Annotated in this window: 12 protein-coding genes; all 12 read left to right on the forward strand. The window is 30.0% G+C overall.

Features of this window, described 5'->3' with window-relative positions; translation table 11 throughout:
• Window positions 1-55 precede the first annotated feature (55 nt).
• The 12 genes from CLTEP_RS07825 to CLTEP_RS07880 all read left to right on the forward strand — a co-directional run bounded on the left by CLTEP_RS07825 (window position 56) and on the right by CLTEP_RS07880 (window position 23197).
• Window positions 56-3268, forward strand: a complete 3213-nt coding sequence (locus CLTEP_RS07825; RefSeq protein WP_066825085.1) for an Ig-like domain-containing protein — start codon at window positions 56-58, stop codon at window positions 3266-3268.
• A 174-nt stretch (window positions 3269-3442) separates the two neighbouring features.
• Complete coding sequence (locus tag CLTEP_RS07830; RefSeq protein ID WP_066825088.1) at window positions 3443-4288, forward strand: SLAP domain-containing protein; 846 nt, start codon at window positions 3443-3445, stop codon at window positions 4286-4288.
• 329 nt (window positions 4289-4617) lie between these two features.
• Window positions 4618-6735 carry an efflux RND transporter permease subunit gene (locus tag CLTEP_RS07835; protein WP_066825090.1) on the forward strand — a complete coding sequence of 706 codons (2118 nt, stop codon included), beginning with the start codon at window positions 4618-4620 and terminating at the stop codon, window positions 6733-6735.
• A gap of 37 nt (window positions 6736-6772) precedes the next feature.
• On the forward strand, window positions 6773-9697 hold the full coding sequence (locus CLTEP_RS07840; RefSeq protein ID WP_066825092.1) for a hypothetical protein: 2925 nt from the start codon (window positions 6773-6775) through the stop codon (window positions 9695-9697).
• Window positions 9698-9724: 27 nt separating this feature from the next.
• Window positions 9725-11005, forward strand: coding sequence for a leucine-rich repeat domain-containing protein (locus CLTEP_RS07845; protein ID WP_066825094.1), 1281 nt, complete (start codon window positions 9725-9727; stop codon window positions 11003-11005).
• Window positions 11006-11415: 410 nt separating this feature from the next.
• Window positions 11416-13110: an Ig-like domain-containing domain gene (locus CLTEP_RS07850; RefSeq protein ID WP_066825096.1), complete on the forward strand. Its 1695-nt coding sequence runs from the start codon at window positions 11416-11418 to the stop codon at window positions 13108-13110.
• 88 nt (window positions 13111-13198) lie between these two features.
• The gene (locus CLTEP_RS07855; RefSeq protein ID WP_066825099.1) at window positions 13199-13576 is read left to right on the forward strand and encodes a hypothetical protein; all 378 of its coding nucleotides are present in this window, start codon (window positions 13199-13201) and stop codon (window positions 13574-13576) included.
• A 756-nt stretch (window positions 13577-14332) separates the two neighbouring features.
• Complete coding sequence (locus tag CLTEP_RS07860) at window positions 14333-15046, forward strand: ABC transporter ATP-binding protein (RefSeq protein ID WP_066825101.1); 714 nt, start codon at window positions 14333-14335, stop codon at window positions 15044-15046.
• 2 nt (window positions 15047-15048) lie between these two features.
• Window positions 15049-17412: a COG1361 S-layer family protein gene (locus CLTEP_RS07865; RefSeq protein WP_066825103.1), complete on the forward strand. Its 2364-nt coding sequence runs from the start codon at window positions 15049-15051 to the stop codon at window positions 17410-17412.
• Window positions 17405-18754, forward strand: coding sequence for an ABC transporter permease (locus CLTEP_RS07870; RefSeq protein ID WP_066825106.1), 1350 nt, complete (start codon window positions 17405-17407; stop codon window positions 18752-18754). The genes CLTEP_RS07865 and CLTEP_RS07870 overlap by 8 nt, the downstream gene beginning before the upstream one ends.
• An 889-nt stretch (window positions 18755-19643) precedes the next feature.
• Entirely contained in the window at window positions 19644-21443 is a 1800-nt protein-coding gene (locus CLTEP_RS07875) for an O-antigen ligase family protein (protein WP_066825111.1), read from the forward strand.
• A gap of 197 nt (window positions 21444-21640) precedes the next feature.
• On the forward strand, window positions 21641-23197 hold the full coding sequence (locus CLTEP_RS07880) for a leucine-rich repeat domain-containing protein (protein ID WP_066825113.1): 1557 nt from the start codon (window positions 21641-21643) through the stop codon (window positions 23195-23197).
• The last annotated feature ends 420 nt before the right edge of the window (window positions 23198-23617 follow it).

Raw genomic sequence — 23617 nt, forward strand, 5'->3', positions numbered from 1 at the left:
ATCTTAGATGTAAAGAAATATATGTTACATGTTAATGTTGGGAGGGAGTATAAACATGAATAAAAAGAAAATTATGGCGTTGTTGATGGCACTAGGGATTATGACACCAAGTACTGTTTTGGCAGCTCCATTTACGATTGTAGATAGGGATGGAGAAGTCCATAAATTTGAGTTTTCAGATTTTAGCAATGACGACAAAGTAGAAGAATTCACGAGTGCATTAAGTAATAGTGATTTTGCCAAGGTATTTATTGATCTAAATGATGATGGTAAGGCTGTAACATTGGAAAAAGCTATTACTAGACCTAGTGGTGAGGATTTCTCTGATTTTGAAAGGGATAATCAAGATGTAGATTTAGATAAAGTTGTTAAAGCTGAAGTTAAGAAGATTACACCTGTAAATTTAGATAGAATTAAGATTGAATTTACTTCAAAGGTAGCGGATGTAAAGCCAGAAGATTTTATTGCTGATGGTTTGACTTTTAGTGATGTAAGGTTAGCTGAAGATGGCTTATCTGCTGAAGTTACTGTTAAGGGTGCGAAATTTAAAGAAAGTAAGAATATAACAGTTAAAGGTATTAAGGATGCTGAGGGTAACGTTGTAGAGGAGTATACTTCTACTGTGAAATTTGGAGATGTTAATGAGTATTATCAAATAAAAATTGAGTTTGATTGTAAAGATACTAATGGGGATAAAATTCCTGATATAAAGGCGGATGGTGCTACTAATACTCAAGTGACAGCTATTATCTGTGATAAAGAGGGCAATGTAGTAAAGGATGCAGAGGGTATTATAAGATTTGATACTACTGAAGGTGGTATGGCACAGGATGAAAGAACTATAGAAAATGGTAAGGCATCGATTCAATTAACATCAAAATCATCATTGACTAAAGATGTTATAGCAAATGTTTCGGCTGTTGTTCTTAATGAGTATGAATTTGGAGGACTTAGAGGACATGGACAGGTTCAATTTTTACAACCAGGTGGTGAGGCAGGACCTGATAATGCTGTACCAATGGTAAATGCTGAATCTAACGATGCTGATAGGCTATACATTACGTTGGGTCAGGAGAAACCAAATTTAAGTGATGCCCAATTAAAAGAAATTAAAGCTCAGTTAGAAGTTAGGGATGGTATAAGAGAAAGAGAACTAGAAGTTAAAGAGGTTAAACAGTTCTCATCTAAGGTTTTAGAAGTTATTTTAAATACTGAGGCTAGTGAAGAAAATTATTTAACTGATAATGCTAAGCATTCAGTTGAAATTAAGGATGATGTTGAGGGAGTAGTTAAAAAGGGATCAGAGGAGTTTACTTTGACTGATACAAGCAAGTTACATGTTTTAAAGGCTGAGTCTAAAGATCAAAGCACTTTGGTTATAACTTTTTCTGAACCGGTAGCATGGAGTACTGATGATGTTCTAAGAAGTTATGATGCGAATAATCCTGCTAATTACCTTATAGATGGTGATGCTTTACAATCTACTGGAAGAGATAATTTTGAATTAGATGGAACTAGAACAAAGGTTACGATTCATCTTAAAGGTAAGGATAGATTAGGAAAAACGGATAATAATATAGAAATCAGTAATGTAGGTGACTGGGCAGGTGTTACTGATAAGAGAAATCGTATTTCAACACAAGTACTTAGGTATGATGTGAACATAGATGATACTATACCAGAAGTTTCTGTTGAGAGACAATCTCCTGAGCAGTTTTTGATTAAGTTTACTACGCCTGTTACTTTAAATACTGATGAAAAATTATCTGATGTGGTGTCGATGCGTTATGGCAAGAAGGATAAAAAGACTGGTTTAAGAGAGACAGAGTATAAGTCTGGAGCTAAGTTTACTGCATTGAAAGGTTCAAAAGTTGTTACTGATCCTAAGGGAGAATTGTTTGACTCTATATTAGTTGAACTTAAGACTGATTGGACGAAAGTTGAAGGAGTAAAAGCATATTGGGTAGATGCTTCAACTATTCAATTTAATATAGATAAAGATATCTTTAAGACCGATTTGGGAAATAAGACTAAAGAAGTTTGTTATGATGTAGATAATGGAAGAGATAGGACAAGTCCAGATATTATTAGTTTAAGCCAAGAAAAGAATAAAGATGGTGAACTATTAGATACTGTTGAAATGGTTATGAATGAGCCTATACAGGTAAATGATTTAACAGATCCTATAACTCCTAATGGGGTTCAGGAAGAGGAAAATGGTACAGAAAAAGTACAAGCAGGAGAAATTAGATTTGAAAAAGATGGCGTTGTAGTGCCTGGTGAGGTTGAGAGTATAACTGAAGATGATTATACTGCTATTATTAAGCCAGTATATGAAAATAAAGATGGTGGTAAATTTTATGGATTTGCTGCATTAAGAGAGGTAGCTAAAGAGCATAAAATTGATGCGACTGGTGAATGGATAGTAAGTATTACAGGATTCTCTGATGACTATGGTAATACTATGGATACGCAGGAGTTTAAGCATGAGTTTGTATGTCCAAAAGAAGATGTTATTGCACCTACAGAAAAGATTGAAGTTGATCCAGAAGTAATGTATGCTGAATATGTGAATGATGATGATTATGATTACGAAAATGGTTATGATGTCATCAGAGTTAAATTTACAGAAGCTATGAGTAACGAAGGTGCAGTAGCTGTTGGAAATACTGCGAATTATGTATACAATGGTACTACACTAGCGGAGCTTGGTTCTCAGGTTAGAAAAGGAATTTATGGTGTAACTACTGATTGGGATGGTATAACTATATTGTTACCAAAAGATAGAATAGGTAAAGATGCTAATTTTGTATTGAATGTGTCTAGTAATTTAAGGAGTGCTGATGGACAGAAATTGGTAGGGGAGCATGAATTGAATTTAGTAGATACTGATAAAAATAAAGATGGTACAGAGACTTCAACATATAACGCTGGTATTCTTTTCAAAGCTAGTAAGTTGAATAATAACGGATATGAGGCTGCTATTACAAGTGGTTCTGCGATTACACTTAAAGATGTAGATGAGGTTAAAGTAGTGGATGAGGTTGTAGTTAAGTTAGATACGAAGGAGTCTTTGCTAGATGATACAAGTAAGTATGTTGTAAGAATTAATGGTGAGCAGATTAGTGATTTTGTTATAGACAAGGATGAAAAGACTATAACTATAACTCCTGATACTACTTTAGATGAACAGAAATTTGAAGCAGAACAGGGAGATAAAGTTGAGGTTACTGTTAATGGTCAAACTGTATTGGTTAAAGAGTATTAATGGTATAAGGTTAGTATTGTAATTAGTAAATTTTAAAAGAGTTGTATTGTAAGTAAAATAGAAATTAAAAACTAAAAGGAAGGATGCTTGTGTGTCCTTTCTTTTAGTTTTTATACAAAATTTTAATGAAATATTTTTATTAATTTTACCTATATTCTAGAAATGAGGTGTATTATGAGTAAACAGCTTAATAAAAAAGGAAATAATTATAATATTGCGGGCATAAATAGAAATGAATATGTAGATTTGAAATTATCGCTTAAATCAGATACATTATCTACAATATCAGAGTTACATAAGGAGTATATCATTGAAGAAATAAGTAAATTGCCACCACTTAAAGTAGGACAGATAAATATAAATGCAGTGTATGCATTTGATACTGTAAATAAATTAGAGGTATATGCATATGTTCGAAATTCTAATGATTTTGCAATAAATTTTGGTACTGTTAAATTTAGGATTATAGATGATAAACAGAAAACGCTTGCACAACAAGTTTTCCAATTAGATAGTTTAGGGAATATTCCTGCTTTTTCTGTTAGACCTTTTAAATTATATTTTGATAAGAAAAATGTATATGATAATAATTTTGTAAATGGGACATGGAAATTAGTGCTTGATTCAGATTTAGCAATAAAGAATGTTGTGGATATTGAACTTGAAAATATACCAGTATTTCATTTAGAGGAATGTAAGGCTTTTCTTAAGAAATTACCTATTATGGAACCAGGGAATATTTCAATATCTTTATATAAAATAAGTAAAAGAGAAAATGGAGATATAGCTATTTCTATTTTAATAAGAAATGCTACTAATAAGGGACTAGAGATAAGTAAGTTACCAATTACGGTTACTAATGTTGAAAATAATCAAACAATAATTAAGGGGAGTTTTAATATTGCAAAAATAATAATAAGTCCATGTAAAGCTCAAGTAGTAAATTTAATTTTTAAAAAAGATGAATTACCGAATAGTATTGACGTAAGTAAATTAAAGATCATTTTTCCAAGATTGTAGATTAAATATATTGTATTATGGAAATGATTAAATTTAGGCATTGACTTTACTTCCCCTAAGGATACTGATGTATCCTTTTTTTTTTCTATGTTAATAACGTTAATAAAAAAATAACAATTTATTTAAAGGGAATTTGTTGACTATTATTTATTATGTTGTATAATTAATCATGTGATAAATGACTAGTGGTCATTATTGAACAATAAATATAAAAATAGTAAAATAGTGCTATATTCATAATATTTTCATTTTTATGAATGGAATATTATGATTTTATATTTAGTACCAATTTGAAAGAGTTTACTAATATTATTGGGGGGAGCAATGAAATGAAAAGATTCGGTAGATTTATTGCTAAGAATAGGATCTTAGTGCTTATTGTAGCTGTTTTTCTTCTCATACCATCATTTTATGGCTATGTTACTACGGGCATTAACTATGATTTATTGAGTTATTTGCCAAAGGAATTGGATTCTACGAAGGCACAGGATGTTTTGACAGATGAGTTTGATGCAGGAGCAGTTGGATTTTTGGTTATAGATGGCATGGATGATAAGCATTTAAACAAAGCTGTTGAGGAAATATCCGATATAAAGGGAGTTGAAAAAGTTGATTGGATAGGTAAATATGTTGAAGATACAATTCCGAGAGAAATGATACCAGAAAAAATAAGGGATCAGGTATATAATGGTGATTCAACGTTGTTATTGGTTAAGTTTTCTGGTGAACAAGCATCTAAATCGACTCAATATGCAATTGGTAAGATAAATAGGACATTTCGTAAACAAGCATTTTTGAGTGGAACAGCATCTGTATTAAATGATACTAAAGATTTATCTGAACAGGAAACACCAACTTATGTTATTATTGCGGTTGTACTATCGATTATTGTATTGAGTTTAACAATGAGATCCACAATAATTCCTATAATATTTCTTTTATCGATAGGTTTTTCGATAGCATATAATTTAGGAAGTAATGTTTTTTTAGGAGAAATATCGTACGTTACAAAATCGTTGGCAGCTGTATTACAATTGGCAGTTACTATGGATTATTCTATATTTTTACTTCATAGATATGAAGAAGAATTGGGAGTAACTGATGATAAAATAGAAGCCATGTCGGAAGCTATAAAAAAGACAGTAGGTTCTATATTTGGAAGTTCGCTTACAACGATAGCAGGATTTTTGGCTTTATGTAGCATGAAGATAACACTGGGAAGAGATATAGGATTAGTTATGGCAAAAGGAGTATTTTTAGGTATTATAGTTACTGTAACTTTACTACCAGCACTTATTTTAATATTTGATAAGATAATTCACAGATTCAGCCATAAGACTGTTTTACCAGAGTTTGATAAAGTAGCGAACTTGGTAACAAATAAATATAAACTATTTATAGCGATATTTTTAATTGCATTTATACCGGCGATTTATGGACAAAGGAATGTAAAGCTGTATTATGACTTAACATTATCGATACCTCAGGATTTGCCATCAATAGTATCTCTTAATAAACTAAAGGATACATTTGATATGAGAACTACACACATGATTGTTTTAAAGGATAATATACCTTATTATAAATCAAAAGAAATGATAGATAGGATAGAAAAAGTAAAAGGAATAAATTCGGTTATGGCATATGATAAATTTGTTGGGCCAGCAGTTCCTGATAATTTTATATCTGATGATATAAAAGATGTTTTTAAAAAGGGTGGACATCAGATGATTGTAGCGAATTCAAAATATAAATCGGGAAGTGACGAGGAAAATGCACAGATAGATAGTATTAATAAAATAATAAAAGAATACGATAAAAATGCAATGATTGGTGGAGAAGGAGCTCTAACTAAAGATTTAATTGAAATATCAGATGTTGATTTTAAAAATGTAAATTTTGTTTCTATTTTAGCGGTTTTTGCAATTATATTGATCGTTTTTAAATCAATTTCTCTTCCGGCTATATTGGTAATGGCTATAGAACTTGCAATTTTCATTAATATGGGAGTGCCTTATTATACGGGTACAGTTATACCATTTGTAGCTTCGATTGTAATAGGCTGTATACAACTAGGAGCAACAGTTGATTATGCAATACTTATGACCACTAGATTTAGAGAAGAAATTAGGAATGGATATGATAAGTTTGAAGCTATGAGGATTACAGTTAAAGGCTCAGCAAAGTCCATAGTAACGAGTGCACTTACATTTTTTGCAGCTACAGTTGGTGTAGGTATTATTGCTAGTATGGAACTTATAAAAAGCCTATGTATTATGATGGCGAGAGGTGCTTTAATAAGTATGGGTGTTATATTGTTTATATTGCCATCGTTATTGCTTGTTTTAGAAAAGGTAATATCATTTACTACATTGCATTGGAGAGAAAAACCTGATTATTTAAAGAAGTATAAGGATAAGTTTAAGAAAAGTGATATACCAGCGTAATTTATATCAATTGATTTAGACAGGGGGAGTGGAAGTAATGAAGAATAAGTGTATGTCAAAACGACTTGCGAGTTTGGTTATAGTTGCGACAATGCTGGGTCCTAATATGGTGTATGCTAGTGAAATTGTGCAAAAAGATGAAACAGTATATGTTACATTAACTGAAAATGGTAAACCTGAAAAGACTATAGTGGTTGATTGGTTGTCTTCAGGCGAACCTAATGTTGATATAATAGATAAAACTAACTTAAAAGATATAGAGAATGTTAAAGGAAATGAGAAATATGTAAAAAATGAAGAAAATATAATTTGGGATCATAAAAGTCAAGATATATTTTATAGAGGAACTACTAATAAAGAATTGCCTATTAGTGTTTCTATAAAGTATTTTTTAAATGAAAAAGAAATAAGTCCAGAAGATTTAGCGGGTAAATCAGGAAAAGTTAAATTGAAGATAAAATTTGATAACAAAATGAAGAATATAGTGCAAGTTGGTGGCAAGGATACAGAAATATATACTCCTATGACTGTTGCTACAGTACTTAACATGCCTATGGATACATTTAGCAACGTTGTAGTTAGTGATGGTAAGATTGCATGTGATGGTAAGAATCAGATTATAAGTTTTATAGGATTTCCAGGATTACAAGAAAGTTTACAATTGGACAGTTATGATATTGAAGGATTTGATGATATAGACTTTCCAGATGAATTTGAAATTACAGCCGATGTTAAAAACTTTGAATTAGGACCAATAATGATGACTGTAACGCCTGAAATACCAGATATGGATGAATTGAAGCGTTCTGATGATATGGATGAATTGAGAGATGCATTGAATGATCTTAAAGATGCTGATAGTAAATTAGTTGATGGTGCGAATGAATTGGCAGATGGATTAGATGCAGCAGTAGAAAAACTGGAAGAGTCGGATGATGATTTAAATGAAATGGATCCTAAAGAGGAGATACGTTCTTTGTTAACTGATGAAGCTAATGTAGAGATAGAACGTAAACTTATTGGAGATTGTTTTGATTTCTATGATATGGATAAGAGATTGCTTGATATATTGCCAGATTATGTTACAGATGAAAACATAGAGTTGTATGATAGACTTAAAGCAGATTTAGATGACATTGACATTGACTATATTCTTGATGATCCATATTTTAGGACATTACCTGATAAATTTTCCGATAAAAATATTGATAAGGCAAGGATATTATTAGATGATGCCGATGAAATAAAAACTTTGGATTTAGGACGAATACTTCCTTATACTAGATTATTTGGATATGGTGATGTTTTAAGGGATTTGGCTCAAGATGCAACAGATTTAATGGGTAAAATAAAGAGAAATAGTGATAAGATAGACACTTTAAAGGCAGCTATGTATTCTTTAGACGGAATAAAAGATTTTTTTGCAAATAGTGGTATTACAATGAACTTTAGTAAGCTTACTCCAAGGCAGCAGGGAATCATGGCAAAAGAGGTAAATGATATAGTTAAGGCTATGATAGGTTTTAAAGAAGATGAATTGAAAAGTGCAATTGATGATGATAAGTATACAAATGAAAGTTATGAAGAGGACTTAACAAAAATAGTTGCAGGAGCAGTGGATTATCAGAAGAAGGTAATAGAAAGCAATGTGACTACTGCCTCAGCAATAACTGTAATAGATGAAGCTATATTGAATACAAAAGCTTTAGGTGGAAATGTGGATAAGCTTATGGCATTGAGAAAAGGAACTAATATGCTTATTAACTATCCTCAATTTGTTCCAGAGCCACAGAAAAAACAGATTAAAGGTGGTATTATAAAGATATTAGAAAGAGGAGAAGATACATTAAAGTCTGCTATAAAGCATGGAAAGTTGAATAGTCCAGTTATCGTACTTACAGGATATGATGACCACGGTATGCCAAAAGGTAAGGTTAAAAATTTAAAATATAAATTAAAAGAACAAATTATAACTCCAGTATTTGATAAGATGACTTCAGATGAAAATACTATGAAAATAACAAAGGAGTTATTACATGAAGTTGCAAAAACTGATATGACTTTGAGGAAAAAGCTTGGTTCTGATTATATGAATGAAATAAATGAGAGTGCCGAATATTTCAAGGATTTGATTCCTGAAATAGAAAGATTACAAAATCATATAGAAGATAATAGTAAAATGATAGAAGATGTACAAAATTTAATGGATAATGATGATGATTTGGATTATTTAGAAGACTGGACATTCAAATTAATTGACATGAAAAAAGATATAGATAAAAATGAAGAAAATATCGAAACTATGCGTGAAATGCTCAAGAAATATGATGATCCAAAGATAAATTATGCTATTAAGAGATTCCATGATATAGAAGCAGATATGGATGCAATTAGACCTATAGTGGAAAAATTAAATGAGCAGTTAAGTGAGCCTGCAATGAATAAAAGCCTACATGATTCTCCTAATATGGTAGCGCAATTGATGGATATGAAGCATGATTTGGAAGATAATAGAAAGATAATGGAAATAATAAAAGATGCACTTGAAGAACATAATGTGGAATTAGCTAATAAGCTTTTAGATGCTCTTCCAGACTTGAAAGAAGGAATTTATGAATTGCAAGAAGGTTCTAAAGAACTAGCTGATAATATGAAAAAATTTGATGATAGAGGAATTAAAAAGTTAAAAGAAAAATTGACAGAGAAATTAGATGATGCTGATGAATTAATGGATAGAAAAGATGCTCTTGTTGAACTTTCAGATAATTATAATATATTTACAGAACTTGGCGAAAACATGAGTGGAAAAGTTAAATTTGTAATGAAAACAGATGAAATTAAAATACCTGAGCCAAAGGTTGTAGAAAAAAAGATAGAAAATAATAAAGATGAAAAAGGCGGATTTGTGAACTGGTTTAAAGGGCTATTTAATAAAGTTAAATCATTCTTTCATAAAAACTAGAAAATAATAAAAGTGGGGGTAATGAATATGAATAAAGTAAAAATTTCATGTATTTTAGCTACTGCGATAATGATTAATGGTAGTTTGGTTTTTGCTGATACTAATGTGAAAGGTGATGTTAAGAGTAATAAAACAGTTATAGTTACAGCAAAAGCGGAAAATGACAATAAAGTTTCTAAAAATATTTCAAAGGAAGTTTCAAAAGTAGTTACTTTTAAGGACAAGAATCTTGAGAAGTGTATAAGAGATGAAATAGATAAAGCTCAAGGAGATATTTACTTTAATGAACTTCAAGAAATAACAGAGTTGAATTTGAGAAATAAAAATATAACTAACATTGAAGGTATTGAAAATCTTCACAAATTGAAGGTGTTAAATCTTGGTAAGAACAGAATGGCTGATTTTAGTCCTATAAAAGATTTGACAAATTTAACAAATTTATATTTGTATGATGATGGAATAAAAAATATTGATTTTGTTAAGAATCTGAAAAGGTTGAAGAGTTTATTAATAGCAAAGAATAAAGTTAGTGATTTGAGTCCTTTACAGAACTTATATAGTTTAAAATACCTTACTTTAAGCGATAACAATATAAAAAGCATAGCACCAATTTCAAAGTTGCCAAAATTAGAAGTACTCATGATAAATAAAAATAATATAAGCAATATAGATGAATTAAAGAGCTTAGTAACATTAACTGATGTGAATTTAGATGAAAACAATTTGACAAGTATAAATGCAGTACAGTATTTAGTTAATTTAAAAAGGTTGTCTGCGAATAAAAATAGTATAAGAAATATACCTAATTTGAATAAATTGAATAAATTAGAGTACTTGTCATTAAAAGAGAATAACATACATTCTATTGGGGGATTGAGTGCGTTATATAATTTGAAAAAACTATATTTAGATCAAAATGAAATCAGTAATATACAAGCATTAAAAGGATTAACAAGTCTAACGCATTTAGGATTATGGCAAAATAGAGTGACAAATATATCTTATATATCAAATTTAACAAATTTAACAAATTTATATTTATACGAGAATCAAATAAGCAATATTGATTCATTAAGACACTTAAGCAATTTATCGGTTCTTTACTTAGATAAGAATAATATAACTAGTATTAATGCTTTAGGTAAATTATATAATTTAGAAACTCTGTCATTGAGTGATAATAATATAAGCAATATAAATTCGCTAAGAAATTTAAATAAACTTGATAAATTAGATTTAAGTGATAATAACGTTAGTGAAGATACTATATCACATGTTGTATCTCCAGATGTTGATGTTACTGATTAGCATAATTGTATAAGGCATTTTCAAAAAAATAACTAGTCAGTATGCTAGTCTATTTTGCGAACTACTTCATCGTCGGAACCCGTTGATAGGACCTACTATCAGCGGAACCCAACTCTTTGTATTTCACAAAATATACGTCGCATCTTTGCCTTGTTATTTTATTTCAAATGCCTAAATACAGAAATGTAATTGTGAGATTGAAATTTTTGATTGATAGTGTAGAGTAGAATTTCAACTTAAAGTATCAATGTTTTGTTTTAGAAGAATTAGTTCACTAAAATAGGCTTCCATATTACAATAGGGGAGTCTATTTTTAGTGTAATATTTTATTACAAAAGCTGAAAAATGTGTTATAATAATAAAAGGTTTGAAATGGAAGTATAGAACAACTCAGTTATGGGGGGAGTAAGATGAATATTAAGAATAAAATATTGGCAACTGTTATTGCGTGCAGTACTATTGTCACGAGTTCTTTATTAGGTGGACAAGTTGCTTATGCTAAAAATACATATGAAAAATGGCACATGAGAGATATAAAAGAGCTTCAACCACCTGATAAGGTATGGAGTATAGTATTTAATAATGAAATTGATACAAAAACTTTATTGAAAAATGTATATGTTTTGGATTCTGATGATAATAAAGTTAAAGATATTAGGATAGATATCGTTAATGATAATGAAGTTAGGGTAGTTCCAAGAAAAGATTATAATCAAGGCGAGGACTATTATTTGTGTATTGATGATGGATTAAAATCGGCAGATGGAACTAAATTAATAAAGTCATACAAACAAAAGTTCAGAGTTAAAAAGGTTGATTCGGATTTCTTTAAAATAAGAACAATAGAGCCGGTTAATGAAAAATGTATAAATGTATATTTTACACAACCTGTTAATGATGTTTTACAGTCTGAAGCATATTATGAAATACTTAGAGATGGAGATGTCTATATAGAACGTGGATTTAAAAATCTAAAGATAAAACCATTACAGGGGAAAGATAATGGAGTAAGCATATATTTTAGGAAGAGTCGATTGAGAGGAAACAGAAGATATACATTGAGAATATTAGGAGATATGACAAGTAACTATGGTGTAAGATTGGGCAATGGAGATGGAGATGAACAAAATTTCACAGCTGTAGATAAGAAAGATGAAGATATAAAAGTTATGTCTGTACAATCTTTAAGTGAAAATATGATTGAGGTTGATTTCAATAAAGAAATAGATATGGATTCTGGGAAAGATACAGATAATTATGTGCTTAGGGATTCATATGGAGATATAATAAAAATATCTAAAGCAATAGTTGATGAAGATAATAAGAGTGTAATATTTAAAACAAAAGAAGATTTAGAAAGAGGAGAACACTATAAGTTAACTATCAGGAATATAAAGGATGCTCTTGATACAAGTGAAATAGATAGTAAAAGTTTTAACATTGATAGTATAAATAAGAGAAAAAATAGATTACATATAAAGTCTGTAGATGCATTGTATAGAAATGTTATAGTTGTTCATTTTTATGAAAAGCTTGATCCTGAAACTGCTAAAGATATATATAATTATACTGTTACAAGAGAAGATACAAGAGATGATTATTCTCCAGATGATGTCTATTTTGATGAAAATGGAGATGGACGTACTGTAAAATTGTACTTTGATGATGATGTTAAATTTAGCAAATCAAGAACGTACGTATTAGAGGTTTCGAGTGATATGGAAGATATATTTGGAAATGATTCTTACAAGGATATAACATATAAATTTACTGGCACAAGCAATAAATTTGATGGTTCTTTAATAAAAGATGCTGTTATAATAGGTGACAATGCTATAAGACTTACATTCAATCAAGAAATAAAAGATAGTTCTCCAAATACGAAAGCTTCAAATTACGTTCTTGAATCTAAGCAGGGAAAAGGTAGAAGAGTAACAATAGATTGTGAAGACGTTAAGTATGTTAATCCAAATACATTAGTATTGAAATTTGATGGTTTGGATTTTGATGAAAAGTATGTGTTAAAGATTGGTTCAATAGAAAAATATTTTGGACATTCAGATGATTCATATGAAGAAGGTATACCTGTGCTTATGGGAGAGTAACTTTATAAAAGCTTTAAAATGGTATTTGCGTGTGATATAATAAGGTGATGATTTCATTATAATATTTAGAGTAGGGGAGGAAAAAATAATGAAGAGATTTATGGGAGTGAGTTTATCATTATTGATTGTTATTGGAGCTTTGTTTGTAAATACTAATGTTAATGCAGAGATGCCTCCAGGAACAGTAGTAGTTGGCGAAAAAGCTTTTGATTTAAATTATCTAATGAATCCAACTTCTGCTGATAAAAGTTATATATTAAGTTATATAATTCAAGCTAAAGAGATATATGTAAAAGATTATGCAGGAAAGTGGGTTAGAAATTCGGATAATTCATTGGTAGATGATATAGAAAAAGTAATTCCTAAAGTAACTTACAAGAATGTTGATGGTGATGAGGTTACATATGACAAAGGTGACGGAAATGTTATAGAGGAAGATGAGTTTTACGTGGTTAATATATATTAAGGTATTTTCAAAAAATTAACTAGTCAGTATGCTAGTCTATTTTGCGAACTACTTCATCGTTGGGTTCCGTTGATAGAACCTACTATCAGCGGAACCCAACTCTTTGTATTTCACAAAATATACGTCGCATCTTTGACTTGTTATTTTCTTTCAAATACCTAATTTTATATTTAAAAGGGTAACTGTTGTATAAAACGGTTACTTTTTTTGAAATTTCAAATAATAAAGTTTTGTATAAATGAATCATTATTAGAATTTTTGTTTATTAATAGTAATAACTTTAAATGAACAAAAATCATTACAATAATTCACAAATGACTTGACAACTCAATTTATAATATTAAAATTTAATATTTTCCTGTACTAGATAATGCTAGAGAATCGCACTAAAATGTTATTTTACATTTAATGGATTGGAATTTGCTCATCTATAGGTAACAAGAAAAAAATATTGTAAATTTAGTCTGGAAAAATACTAAAATGTTTGTTATTATAGTTAGAGTAGCCAAAATAATCTTAGAATAGCTAAATATTGTTAATGATAATTAAATATTCACATAAATTTGTTATTATATAACTGAATTTGATCGATTCTATAAGACACCCACTTTTATAATGGGGAAATTGAAGTGTTTTGATTTAGCAAAACGAGTTCACTTTGGTTTGAACGGTGTGTTATGTGAGTTTAAAGATATCGATATTTCAAATGCCTTAGGTATTATCAATATTAAATAAGTTTTGAGGGGAGGGATAAAAATGGAAGACATTATATGTGTGAAAAATCTTAGGAAAGTATATAGGATGGGTGATGAGAAGGTTGTTGCCTTAAATAATATAAATCTAAATATTAAAAAAGGGGAAGTATGTTGTATACTTGGAACATCAGGTTCAGGTAAATCTACTCTTTTGAATATGATGGCTGGACTTGAAAGACCTACAAAGGGTGAAATAAATATAAAAAAATATAGAATAGATAAGATGAATGAGAAGAATGTAACTAAATTTAGGCAGCAAAATGTAGGATTTGTATTTCAATCATACAATCTTTTACCTAATTTAACAGCACTAGAAAATGTAGCCATGCCATTTATATTTGCTGGAGTGCCTAAGTCTAAAAGAAACAAGAGAGCAATTGAAATGCTTACCGCAGTAGGGTTAGGCGATAGATTAAATCATAGGCCTAACCAAATGAGTGGAGGACAACAGCAGAGAGTGAGTATAGCAAGAGCATTTGTTACGAAACCAGATATAGTATTTGCGGACGAGCCTACTGGAAATCTTGATACTAATACAACTATTGAGATTATGGAACTTATAACAAAAATGGCTAAAGAAAATAATGAAACGCTTGTAATAGTAACACATGATGAAGAAACGGCTGTATATGCTGATAGAATAATTTATGTAAGAGATGGTAATATAGAGAGGGTTGTAGAAAATATTTCAAAGGACAAAATTAAGGGGGAGTAAATATGAAAAAGATTATTAGTTGTATTGTTTCGTTGGTTATGTTACTTACTTTGAATATTGGAACAGCATTTGCAGATATAGATTATTCTGCTAGGAAGCCTGTTTTAAATATTGTAAATGAAGATATGCCAGTTGTAAAAGCAGGAGAAAAGTTAATTTTAAACTTGAAGTTTGAGAGTGTGAACAAATATGCAGCAAAAAATGTTGATGTTACAATTAAGAATGAGGGACCATTTGAAGTTGAGAACATGACTAGCACAAAAAGAATTGATAGAATAGGACCTTATGTTAAAGAAGCTGTGCAATTTAAGGTTCATATTAAAGGTGATGCTGAAGGAAAGATTTATCCTATGTTAGTGTCATATAGATATCAAAATGAATATGGTGTTGTATATGATGATGAAAAAACTATATACATTAAGGTTTTATCAGGATTATCACCTGCAAGCTTGGGAATAGATAATGTTAAGACTGATATTAAGGAGATTAGCGCGGGCGATAAGTTTAAATTGACATTTGATGTAGAAAATAAAGGCACATTGCTTGCAAAAAATATAAAGGTTTCATTGGAAGATTTGGATTCTGATAATGGTTTTACAATAGTTAATGGTATAAATAGTAAAGATATAGAATATATAATGCCAAATTCAAGCAAAAAAGGCATAGAATTTAACCTTTATGCGGCTTCAGATATGAAATCAGGTAATCACAAAATTAAGGTTAGGTTTAAATATAAGGATTCTGAGAATAATGATAGAACTGATGAATATGAATTTTACTTAATGGTAAATGGTACTGATTCTGATAAAAAAGCAAATATAAGCATAGATAATGTAAAAGTGCCTACTGGCGACATAATTCCAGGGAATGATTTTGTTATATCATTTGATTTGAAGAATAAAGGTGTTGTATCAGCAGATAATGTTATAATTTCAGTGAGTGATGAAAATAAAAATATACCAACTGTTCAGAAGGTTATTAGCAGTGTTGGAGTAGATAATACAAACAAGGTATTGATGAATGTACATGTTCCTAAGAATGTACCAGCACAGTATTATATATTGAGTATAACTGCAAAATGTGATAATAATAAAGTGGATTTAGTAAAGCAATATGCAAATATAAAAGTTGGTAAACTGTCAGATATATCAATTAGCAATGTTTCAGTATCAAAGAAACTGATTTCTGAAAATGATACTTTTGAAGTTAAGTTTGATGTTAAAAATAGTGGCTTAGGTACTGCAGAAAATTTAGTAACAACAGTAGATGGAACAGAAGGTTTAATACCATTAAATGAAAATGTTATAAATATTTCAGCATTAAAAAGTGGTGAAACAAAGCATTTTTCTATTAGTATGCAAGCTACTGATAGTATTAAAATAAAGAACATACCTATTATGATTACAGTTAATAATCCGAATGGAAGTATAGCTGCAAAGAGATTTACAACAGTTTATTTTGAAGGAAAAGCAACTGGCAAGACAGTACCTAAAATTATAATAAAGAAATTTGAATGTACTCCTAACATAGTTAAAGCTGGGGAAAATTTCGGTTTGTATTTATCATTTTTAAATACAAATAAAGTTAAGACAGTAAGAAATATTAAAATATTTTTAACTGTTGACATGGAAAGCAGTAAAGTTGATTCAGTTGGTTCAGGAAGTGTATTTACGCCTGTTAATGGAAGTAATACATTTTACATTGATGAAATAAGACCAAAAAAGACTCAAAGTATATCATTAAAAATGTATACTATTCCAGATGCACAGCCTAAGAATTATACTATAACGGCTAATATGGAATATGAAGATGAAGAAGGTAATCAGTTTACTTCAAAAGAATTAATAGGTATTCAAGTAACACAGCCATCAAAACTCAAAATAGGTGATATAAGTTTACCATCTGATGCATTTAAAGATCGTCCAAATCCTGTTGATATTCAAGTTTACAATGTTGGTAAAGTAACTATGAGTAACTTTATGATTGAAATAAAAGGTGATTTTACAGCTAGATCAGATGATTCTTTTATTGGAAATATTGAGCCGGGGTCAGCAGGATATTATTCTGGTGATTTGATACCAAAAAAACTTGGAGAGTGTAAAGGTGAGATTATATTCTCATATGATGAGCCAAGTGGTGAGCATAAAGTTGTGAAAAAGAGCATATCAATGAATGCTCAGAAATATGTTCCAAGAGAGAGACATATGAATGGTATGGATAAACCTGAACAACCTGTTGAACAGCCAAAGTCAAGTAAAAAATCAAAAGTCGTTCTTATTCTAGGGGGAATATTAGCTGTTGTTGTTATAGGTGTTGTTATAAAGAAAAAAAGAAATAAGAGGAAAGGTTTGGATTTAGATGAATAGTTTAGACCTTATTAAAATGGGTTCGAGTAATCTTTTCAGAAGAAAATTAAGAACTTTTCTTACTACATTGGGTATAGTGATTGGAACTATATCCATTGTGGTAATGATTTCTCTTGGAATAGGTATGAAGGAAAATTATAAAAAGTCATTAGAAAGAATGGGAAGTCTTGATGTAATAGATGTTAGGCCTTCTTATGATAGACATTCTAGGAGAGATGATGATAATAAGCTTAAAGATGAGGATATAGAAAAGATTGCTGCTATTGAAGGTGTTAAAGCGGTTACCCCCTATATGGAAATGCAGATTCATATGAAAAGTGGAAAGTATGGTACTTGGGTAAGAATGATAGGATTAAGACCAGAATATATGGAGGAATTTGGATTCAAAGTATCCGAGGGACGTTTGCTTAATAAAGATGATGTTGTTGATAGTGGTATGGTGGCGGTTTTTGGAAGTAAGCTTCCAGAAATGTTTAGAAATGAAAGATCGAAGAATAGAAATATGTATGATGATTTTTATGATGATGCTGAAGGAGAGAAAAAAGAACCTAATGTAAATATATTTGAAGATAGGATTACATTTGAATTCCAACAAGATTATGATAGAAATCAAAGAAGGGTAAAACGCAAATCAAAACCAATACGTCCATTTAAAATACAAGCTGTTGGTATTTTTGCAGAAAATGGAGATTGGGAAACAAGAAGAAGCATTTTTGTTCCAATAGATACTCTTAAAGCATTTAAAAAGAAATACGACAGAATGGCAGGAAACCATAGAAGTAAGGATGCCGGATATGATGAAGTTAAGGTTAAGGTAGTGGATATTAAGAGAGTAGTTGCAATTACAAAAGAGTTAAAAAAGATGGGCTATGAAGCTAATAGTATGATGGAATATGTCGAAGAATCTAATAAGATGACGAATATAATACAATTGATATTTGGTGGAATAGGTGCAATATCTCTACTTGTTGCTGCTATAGGTATAACAAATACTATGATAATGGCAATATATGAGAGAAGAAAAGAAATTGGAGTAATGAAGGTAATAGGTGCATCATTGAGAGATATAAAGAAACTTTTCCTATTTGAAGCATCTATGATAGGTTTTATGGGTGGAATATTAGGTTTGGTTTTAAGCATTTTTGCGTCAAAAGCACTTAATATGCTAGTTGCAAGCAAAATGGCAGGTCAGATGGAACCGGATACAGTTATTTCAATTGTGCCGATATGGCTTGCAGTGGCAGCAGTAGGATTTACAACGGTTATCGGGCTTGTATCTGGATATCTTCCAGCAAGGAAGGCGATGAAATTAAGTGCGTTAGAAGCCATTAAAACGGAATAGTAAAGTGAACTCGTTTTGCTAAAGCAAAACATCGGAACTTCAGGTGGAGACTCTACTCCACCTGAAGCAAAAAGCTTCAATCTCCCACTTATAGAAGTGGGAGTCTTATGGAATTTATAAATATTTCCAGCAAAATATACGGAAAAGTATCCGTTGCTTTGCTGGAAATATTTTTAGTGGTTATACTTTAAATGAGCAAAAATAATTATAATGATTAAACCACAATAAGCTATGGATAAATTTCAAATATACAACATATAGTATTTATGAAATTGATTCTTATGCATATATAGTGATGAGTTTCTTTTTAAAATACTTTCTGTGGGATAACCATTATAATAAGTTACAAATGACTTGACACCTCAATTTATAATACTGAATTTCATTATTTTCCTGTACTAAAGAAAAACGGTTGTTTGTCTTTCTGCCGAACGGCGAGATGTGTCTTAATTATTGTATAGATTGAGTGACATTATATGTTGGAACTTTTACTTTCGCATTTTTGGTGTGCCTTAATCATTGTATAGATTGAGTGACATTATATGCTGGAGCTTTTATTTCCGCATTTTTGATGTGCCTTAATTATTGTATAGATTGAGTGCAGGGTGCGAGGTGTGAAGTTATTATATAGATTGCAGCAGTGCAGGGTGTGTAGAAAATTAATATAAAATTAACGCATTATATGTGAAGGATAAAAAAAAGTTTTGTCGAATAGTAAAAAAGATTAGTTTTAAAATTTAAAATACGGTCTAGTGGATAGTGTAGTAATTGGAGTTTATATAAATTACTTTATATAAAGTAATTTATTAAAGTGATTTATCAATTCAGAGTAGGTATTGATTTACTGATTTGTATTGATTTACTGATTTGCGAGGGGGTTGTAAATAATATGAATGATAACAAATGTATGAAATTGTGGTACGAGTTGCCTTTGATAGTAGTAGTAGCGATTATTCCATTGGTTGTCAGAATGAAAGTTATTCCATTGAAGGGAGTTTTATTTGAATTTTGGAAGGGCCAAAAAGTGAATTATGATTTCTTTTCATATTATAAAATGATAGGAATATTAATTTTATCCATATTGGCTGTGATTGCATTATTAATATTGGTATTAAAAAAAGAAATTGCATTAAAAAAGACGTATTTTTACATTCCTATATGTGTATATTCATTTTTTGTTATAATGTCTACAATATTTAGTGAATATAAATCTGCATCATTATGGGGATATCCTGATAGATATGAAGGTATGTTTGCACTTTTGGCATATATATTAATTTTGATTGTTACCATTAATATCATGAATAGCGAAAGAAGTATTAAAATTCTCATTTATTCATTGTTTGCATCGGCAAGTATAATAGGTATAATAGGTATACTTCAATATTTTGGCCACGATATTTTTGGAACTAGTTTCGGTAAAAATTTAATATTGCCAGGGAAATATAAAAAACTTGCTTCGGGTTTGAAGTTTACATTAGGAGAACATAAAATATATGCAACTTTATTTCATTATAATTATGTTGGAAGTTATATGGCTATGCTATTTCCTTTGACGTTAACGTTTGCGGTTTTGATAAAAAATAAGAAAGCAAAGATAATGGTTTCTATTTTGTCAATTTTAATGTTTGCAAATTGGGTTGGTTCAGGCTCTAGAGCAGGTTTAGTAGGTGGAATTATTGCACTTGTTGTGATTATAATTATGTTAAGACGATATTTTATAAGACATTGGAAATACATGTTTCCTGTTATAGGTGTTTTGCTTTTACTCATTATTGGAATAAATGCTGTTTCATCTGGTGCAATATCAAAGAGAATAGGCCAGCTTATAAATGATACAAGGATGTTATCTAACAATTCAAATACAGATATTAATAATATTCAAGATGTTGTAACAAAAGGATTTAATGTAGAAATCATAGAAAAAAACAAAATATTGAGGTTTGGTGTAGAAAATGGGAAAATAGTGTTTAGGGATACTGACAATAAATTGATAAAAGTGAATATGGAAAAAGGTAATAAGATATTGCTTAAAAATGATACATATAATGATTATAATATTTATTTAAAAATTGCTGATACTGAAGAAGGAAAAAGTAATGTAATTGAAGTGAACAAAGGCAAAATGAATATGTACTTTATTCTTTTGAAAGATGGCTTTAGATTTATTAACAATAAAAGAGAAGCTGTGACTTTATCGAAAGTTGAGCGTTGGGGATTTGAAGGTAAGGAAAAAATAGGTTCAGCAAGAGGTTATATATGGTCAAGATCTATTCCTCTTTTAAAACACACAGTATTGCTCGGACATGGACCAGATACATTTGCAATATATTTTCCTCAAAAAGATTACATAGGAAAATACAATGCTTATGGAACTATGGGTATGCTAGTGGATAAACCTCACGATTTATGGTTGCAAGTAGGTATAAATACAGGAATTATGTCGTTAATTGCTATGGTTGCTTTATTTATTATGTATATAGTTAGTAGCATTAAAGTTTATTTTAGAAATTCATTTGATGACTTTTATTCAGTAATAGGTGTGAGTGTATTTGTTGCGATAGTTGGATATATAGGAGCAGCTTTCTTTAATGATAGTGTTGTTTCAGTAGCACCTATATTTTGGATACTTTTAGGAATAGGCATAAGTGTGAATTTAACACTTGCGAATTCTAAAGTGGAGCAATAATTGATGACTTTTTCCTTCAATTCGTAATTTAGATTTTTAGCATATATATTAAAACGAAAAAATGCAGTATGCAAAGAGTTTTATAAGTGAATATTAATGCAAAATATATGATAGTAAATAGTTATAGTGCATATTACGAATCGAAGGACTTTTTCCTTCAGATGCTTAAATATTAGAAATACGAGAGGATGATTGATTTGAAAAGTGTAACAAAGTTATGTGGAATGCGATTGTCTAAAAGTATATTGTCTAGAGTAGTGTTGTTTGCTTTTGCACTTTTTATGAGTACTTTTTTCTTTTCAAGTGCCTGCTTTGCGACAACTACTAGAGATTATAGAATAGATTTCAGTTACTGGAATAGTGGTTTAGAGTATGCTGTAAGGAATGCTCTTTCACAAATTGATGGTAAGGATAGAAGAATAGGGTATGTATATCTTAGTGATTTAGAGAAAATCAAAGAATTGAGTATAGATTATAGCGAAGTATCAAATATTAGAGGTATAGAGAAGTTAAAGAATTTGCAGACTTTAAAGATATATACTAATTCAAATAGGGACGTTAAGCTTTTTTATGATAGAATATGCAAATATGCCTTGCAGAAATTATACAGACGAGGCACATATTTAGGTAATTTGAAGCATCTTACAAAGATAGATGTAAGCGGAAATGGCATTGATAATGTTTCATATGTTGCAGCAGCATTGCTTAGTTTAAATCAGATTAAGAGTATAGATTTGAGTAACAATAATATTAAAGATATTTCAGCGTTGGGTTATTATCATAGTTTAAAAGAATTAAATTTAAGTAATAATAAGATAAATAATATTTCGACGCTAAGATATTTGAGAGGGCTAGAGAAATTAGATATAAGCAACAATTTAGTGCAAAATATCTATTCATTAAGATATTTAAGAAATCTAAAATCACTGAATATTAGTGGAAATAATATAGAGAATTTATATCCGTTATCTAATCTAATCAATCTTGAAGAATTATATATGAGTGGAAATATTCAAGCTAAGGATATTACTTCAGATAGATACATTGAAATATCACTTGACAATGTTATTGATGACAAAAAGTTAAAGCTTAATGGCAGATATATAAGTATACATTCAAAAGATTGGAATGATAATTACACATTATATAACAACAAATATATAATTTACCATAACGACTATGTAATATATAATAAAAAGCCAGTTGATATTACCCCGCTTGAAAAGATTACCAGTTTGAAAAAACTTGATGTAAGCAATAACTACTTGACTAGTATTTACCCTTTGCATACTTTAACGAATTTAGAGTATCTTGATATTAGTCACAATGATATTAATGATATATCATACATTGCCGATATGGCTAAATTGAAAGAATTGCATGCAGGATTTAATGGCCAAATTGAAGATATTGGTGTATTAAGAGGCTTGATTAGCTTAGAAAAATTAGATATTAGCAATAATAACGTAAGCGATATATCTTCATTGGGAAATTTGGTTAGGTTGAAGTACTTAGATATAAGTTGTAATAATGTATCCAATATTGATTCGCTTGAATGGGTAAGTCCACATGAGGATATTGATACAGGAGAATATTTGAAAGGATTGGTTGAATTAAGGCTTAATGGTAATACTATAAGAGATGTTTATGCACTTGCATGTATGAGTAATCTTGAAAAGTTATATATTGATAGTACAGGTATTGATTTATCACCGATTAAAAATCTTAAAAAACTTAAAAAAATCAGAGAGTAGGATTTGGGGACGAGGAGGAAGTGACTAGGAGAGAAAAAAAGGGGCTAGGGAATAAAACACGTGCGTTAGTTTGCCAGAGTACTAGGCTACTAGTGCAGATCTGGTATTTGTACATCAGCATCTACTCAAAAACAAAGTACTGATTTTTAATTTCTGACTAAGCTACAATATGCTTTGGTGACTGGTTACTGGTGATTGGTGACTTTGTCTTAGTCTCCAGTTTCTAATCTCCAGTCTTCAACACAGTTTTGTGACTTGAGAAGTACCATCTATTTAAGAACAAAATTCTAAGTATTAATATACATCAGAGTCACAAGCTGGTTTGGCGACTAGTGATTGGCGATTAGTAACTTTTGTTTAGTCTCCAGTCTCTAATCTCTAGTACAGATTTGTGACTTGATAACCAGTATTTTATTAGGT

Source organism: Clostridium tepidiprofundi DSM 19306, from assembly GCF_001594005.1.
GTDB lineage: Bacteria > Bacillota > Clostridia > Clostridiales > Clostridiaceae > Clostridium_AC > Clostridium_AC tepidiprofundi.

Bases quoted from the DNA above. Each gene is read 5' to 3' on its own strand.
- CLTEP_RS07825 (WP_066825085.1), top strand. From the start codon at position 56: ATGAATAAAAAGAAAATTATGGCGTTGTTGATGGCACTAGGGATTATG.
- CLTEP_RS07830 (WP_066825088.1), top strand. From the start codon at position 3,443: ATGAGTAAACAGCTTAATAAAAAAGGAAATAATTATAATATTGCGGGC.
- CLTEP_RS07835 (WP_066825090.1), top strand. From the start codon at position 4,618: ATGAAAAGATTCGGTAGATTTATTGCTAAGAATAGGATCTTAGTGCTT.
- CLTEP_RS07840 (WP_066825092.1), top strand. From the start codon at position 6,773: ATGAAGAATAAGTGTATGTCAAAACGACTTGCGAGTTTGGTTATAGTT.
- CLTEP_RS07845 (WP_066825094.1), top strand. From the start codon at position 9,725: ATGAATAAAGTAAAAATTTCATGTATTTTAGCTACTGCGATAATGATT.
- CLTEP_RS07850 (WP_066825096.1), top strand. From the start codon at position 11,416: ATGAATATTAAGAATAAAATATTGGCAACTGTTATTGCGTGCAGTACT.
- CLTEP_RS07855 (WP_066825099.1), top strand. From the start codon at position 13,199: ATGAAGAGATTTATGGGAGTGAGTTTATCATTATTGATTGTTATTGGA.
- CLTEP_RS07860 (WP_066825101.1), top strand. From the start codon at position 14,333: ATGGAAGACATTATATGTGTGAAAAATCTTAGGAAAGTATATAGGATG.
- CLTEP_RS07865 (WP_066825103.1), top strand. From the start codon at position 15,049: ATGAAAAAGATTATTAGTTGTATTGTTTCGTTGGTTATGTTACTTACT.
- CLTEP_RS07870 (WP_066825106.1), top strand. From the start codon at position 17,405: ATGAATAGTTTAGACCTTATTAAAATGGGTTCGAGTAATCTTTTCAGA.
- CLTEP_RS07875 (WP_066825111.1), top strand. From the start codon at position 19,644: ATGAATGATAACAAATGTATGAAATTGTGGTACGAGTTGCCTTTGATA.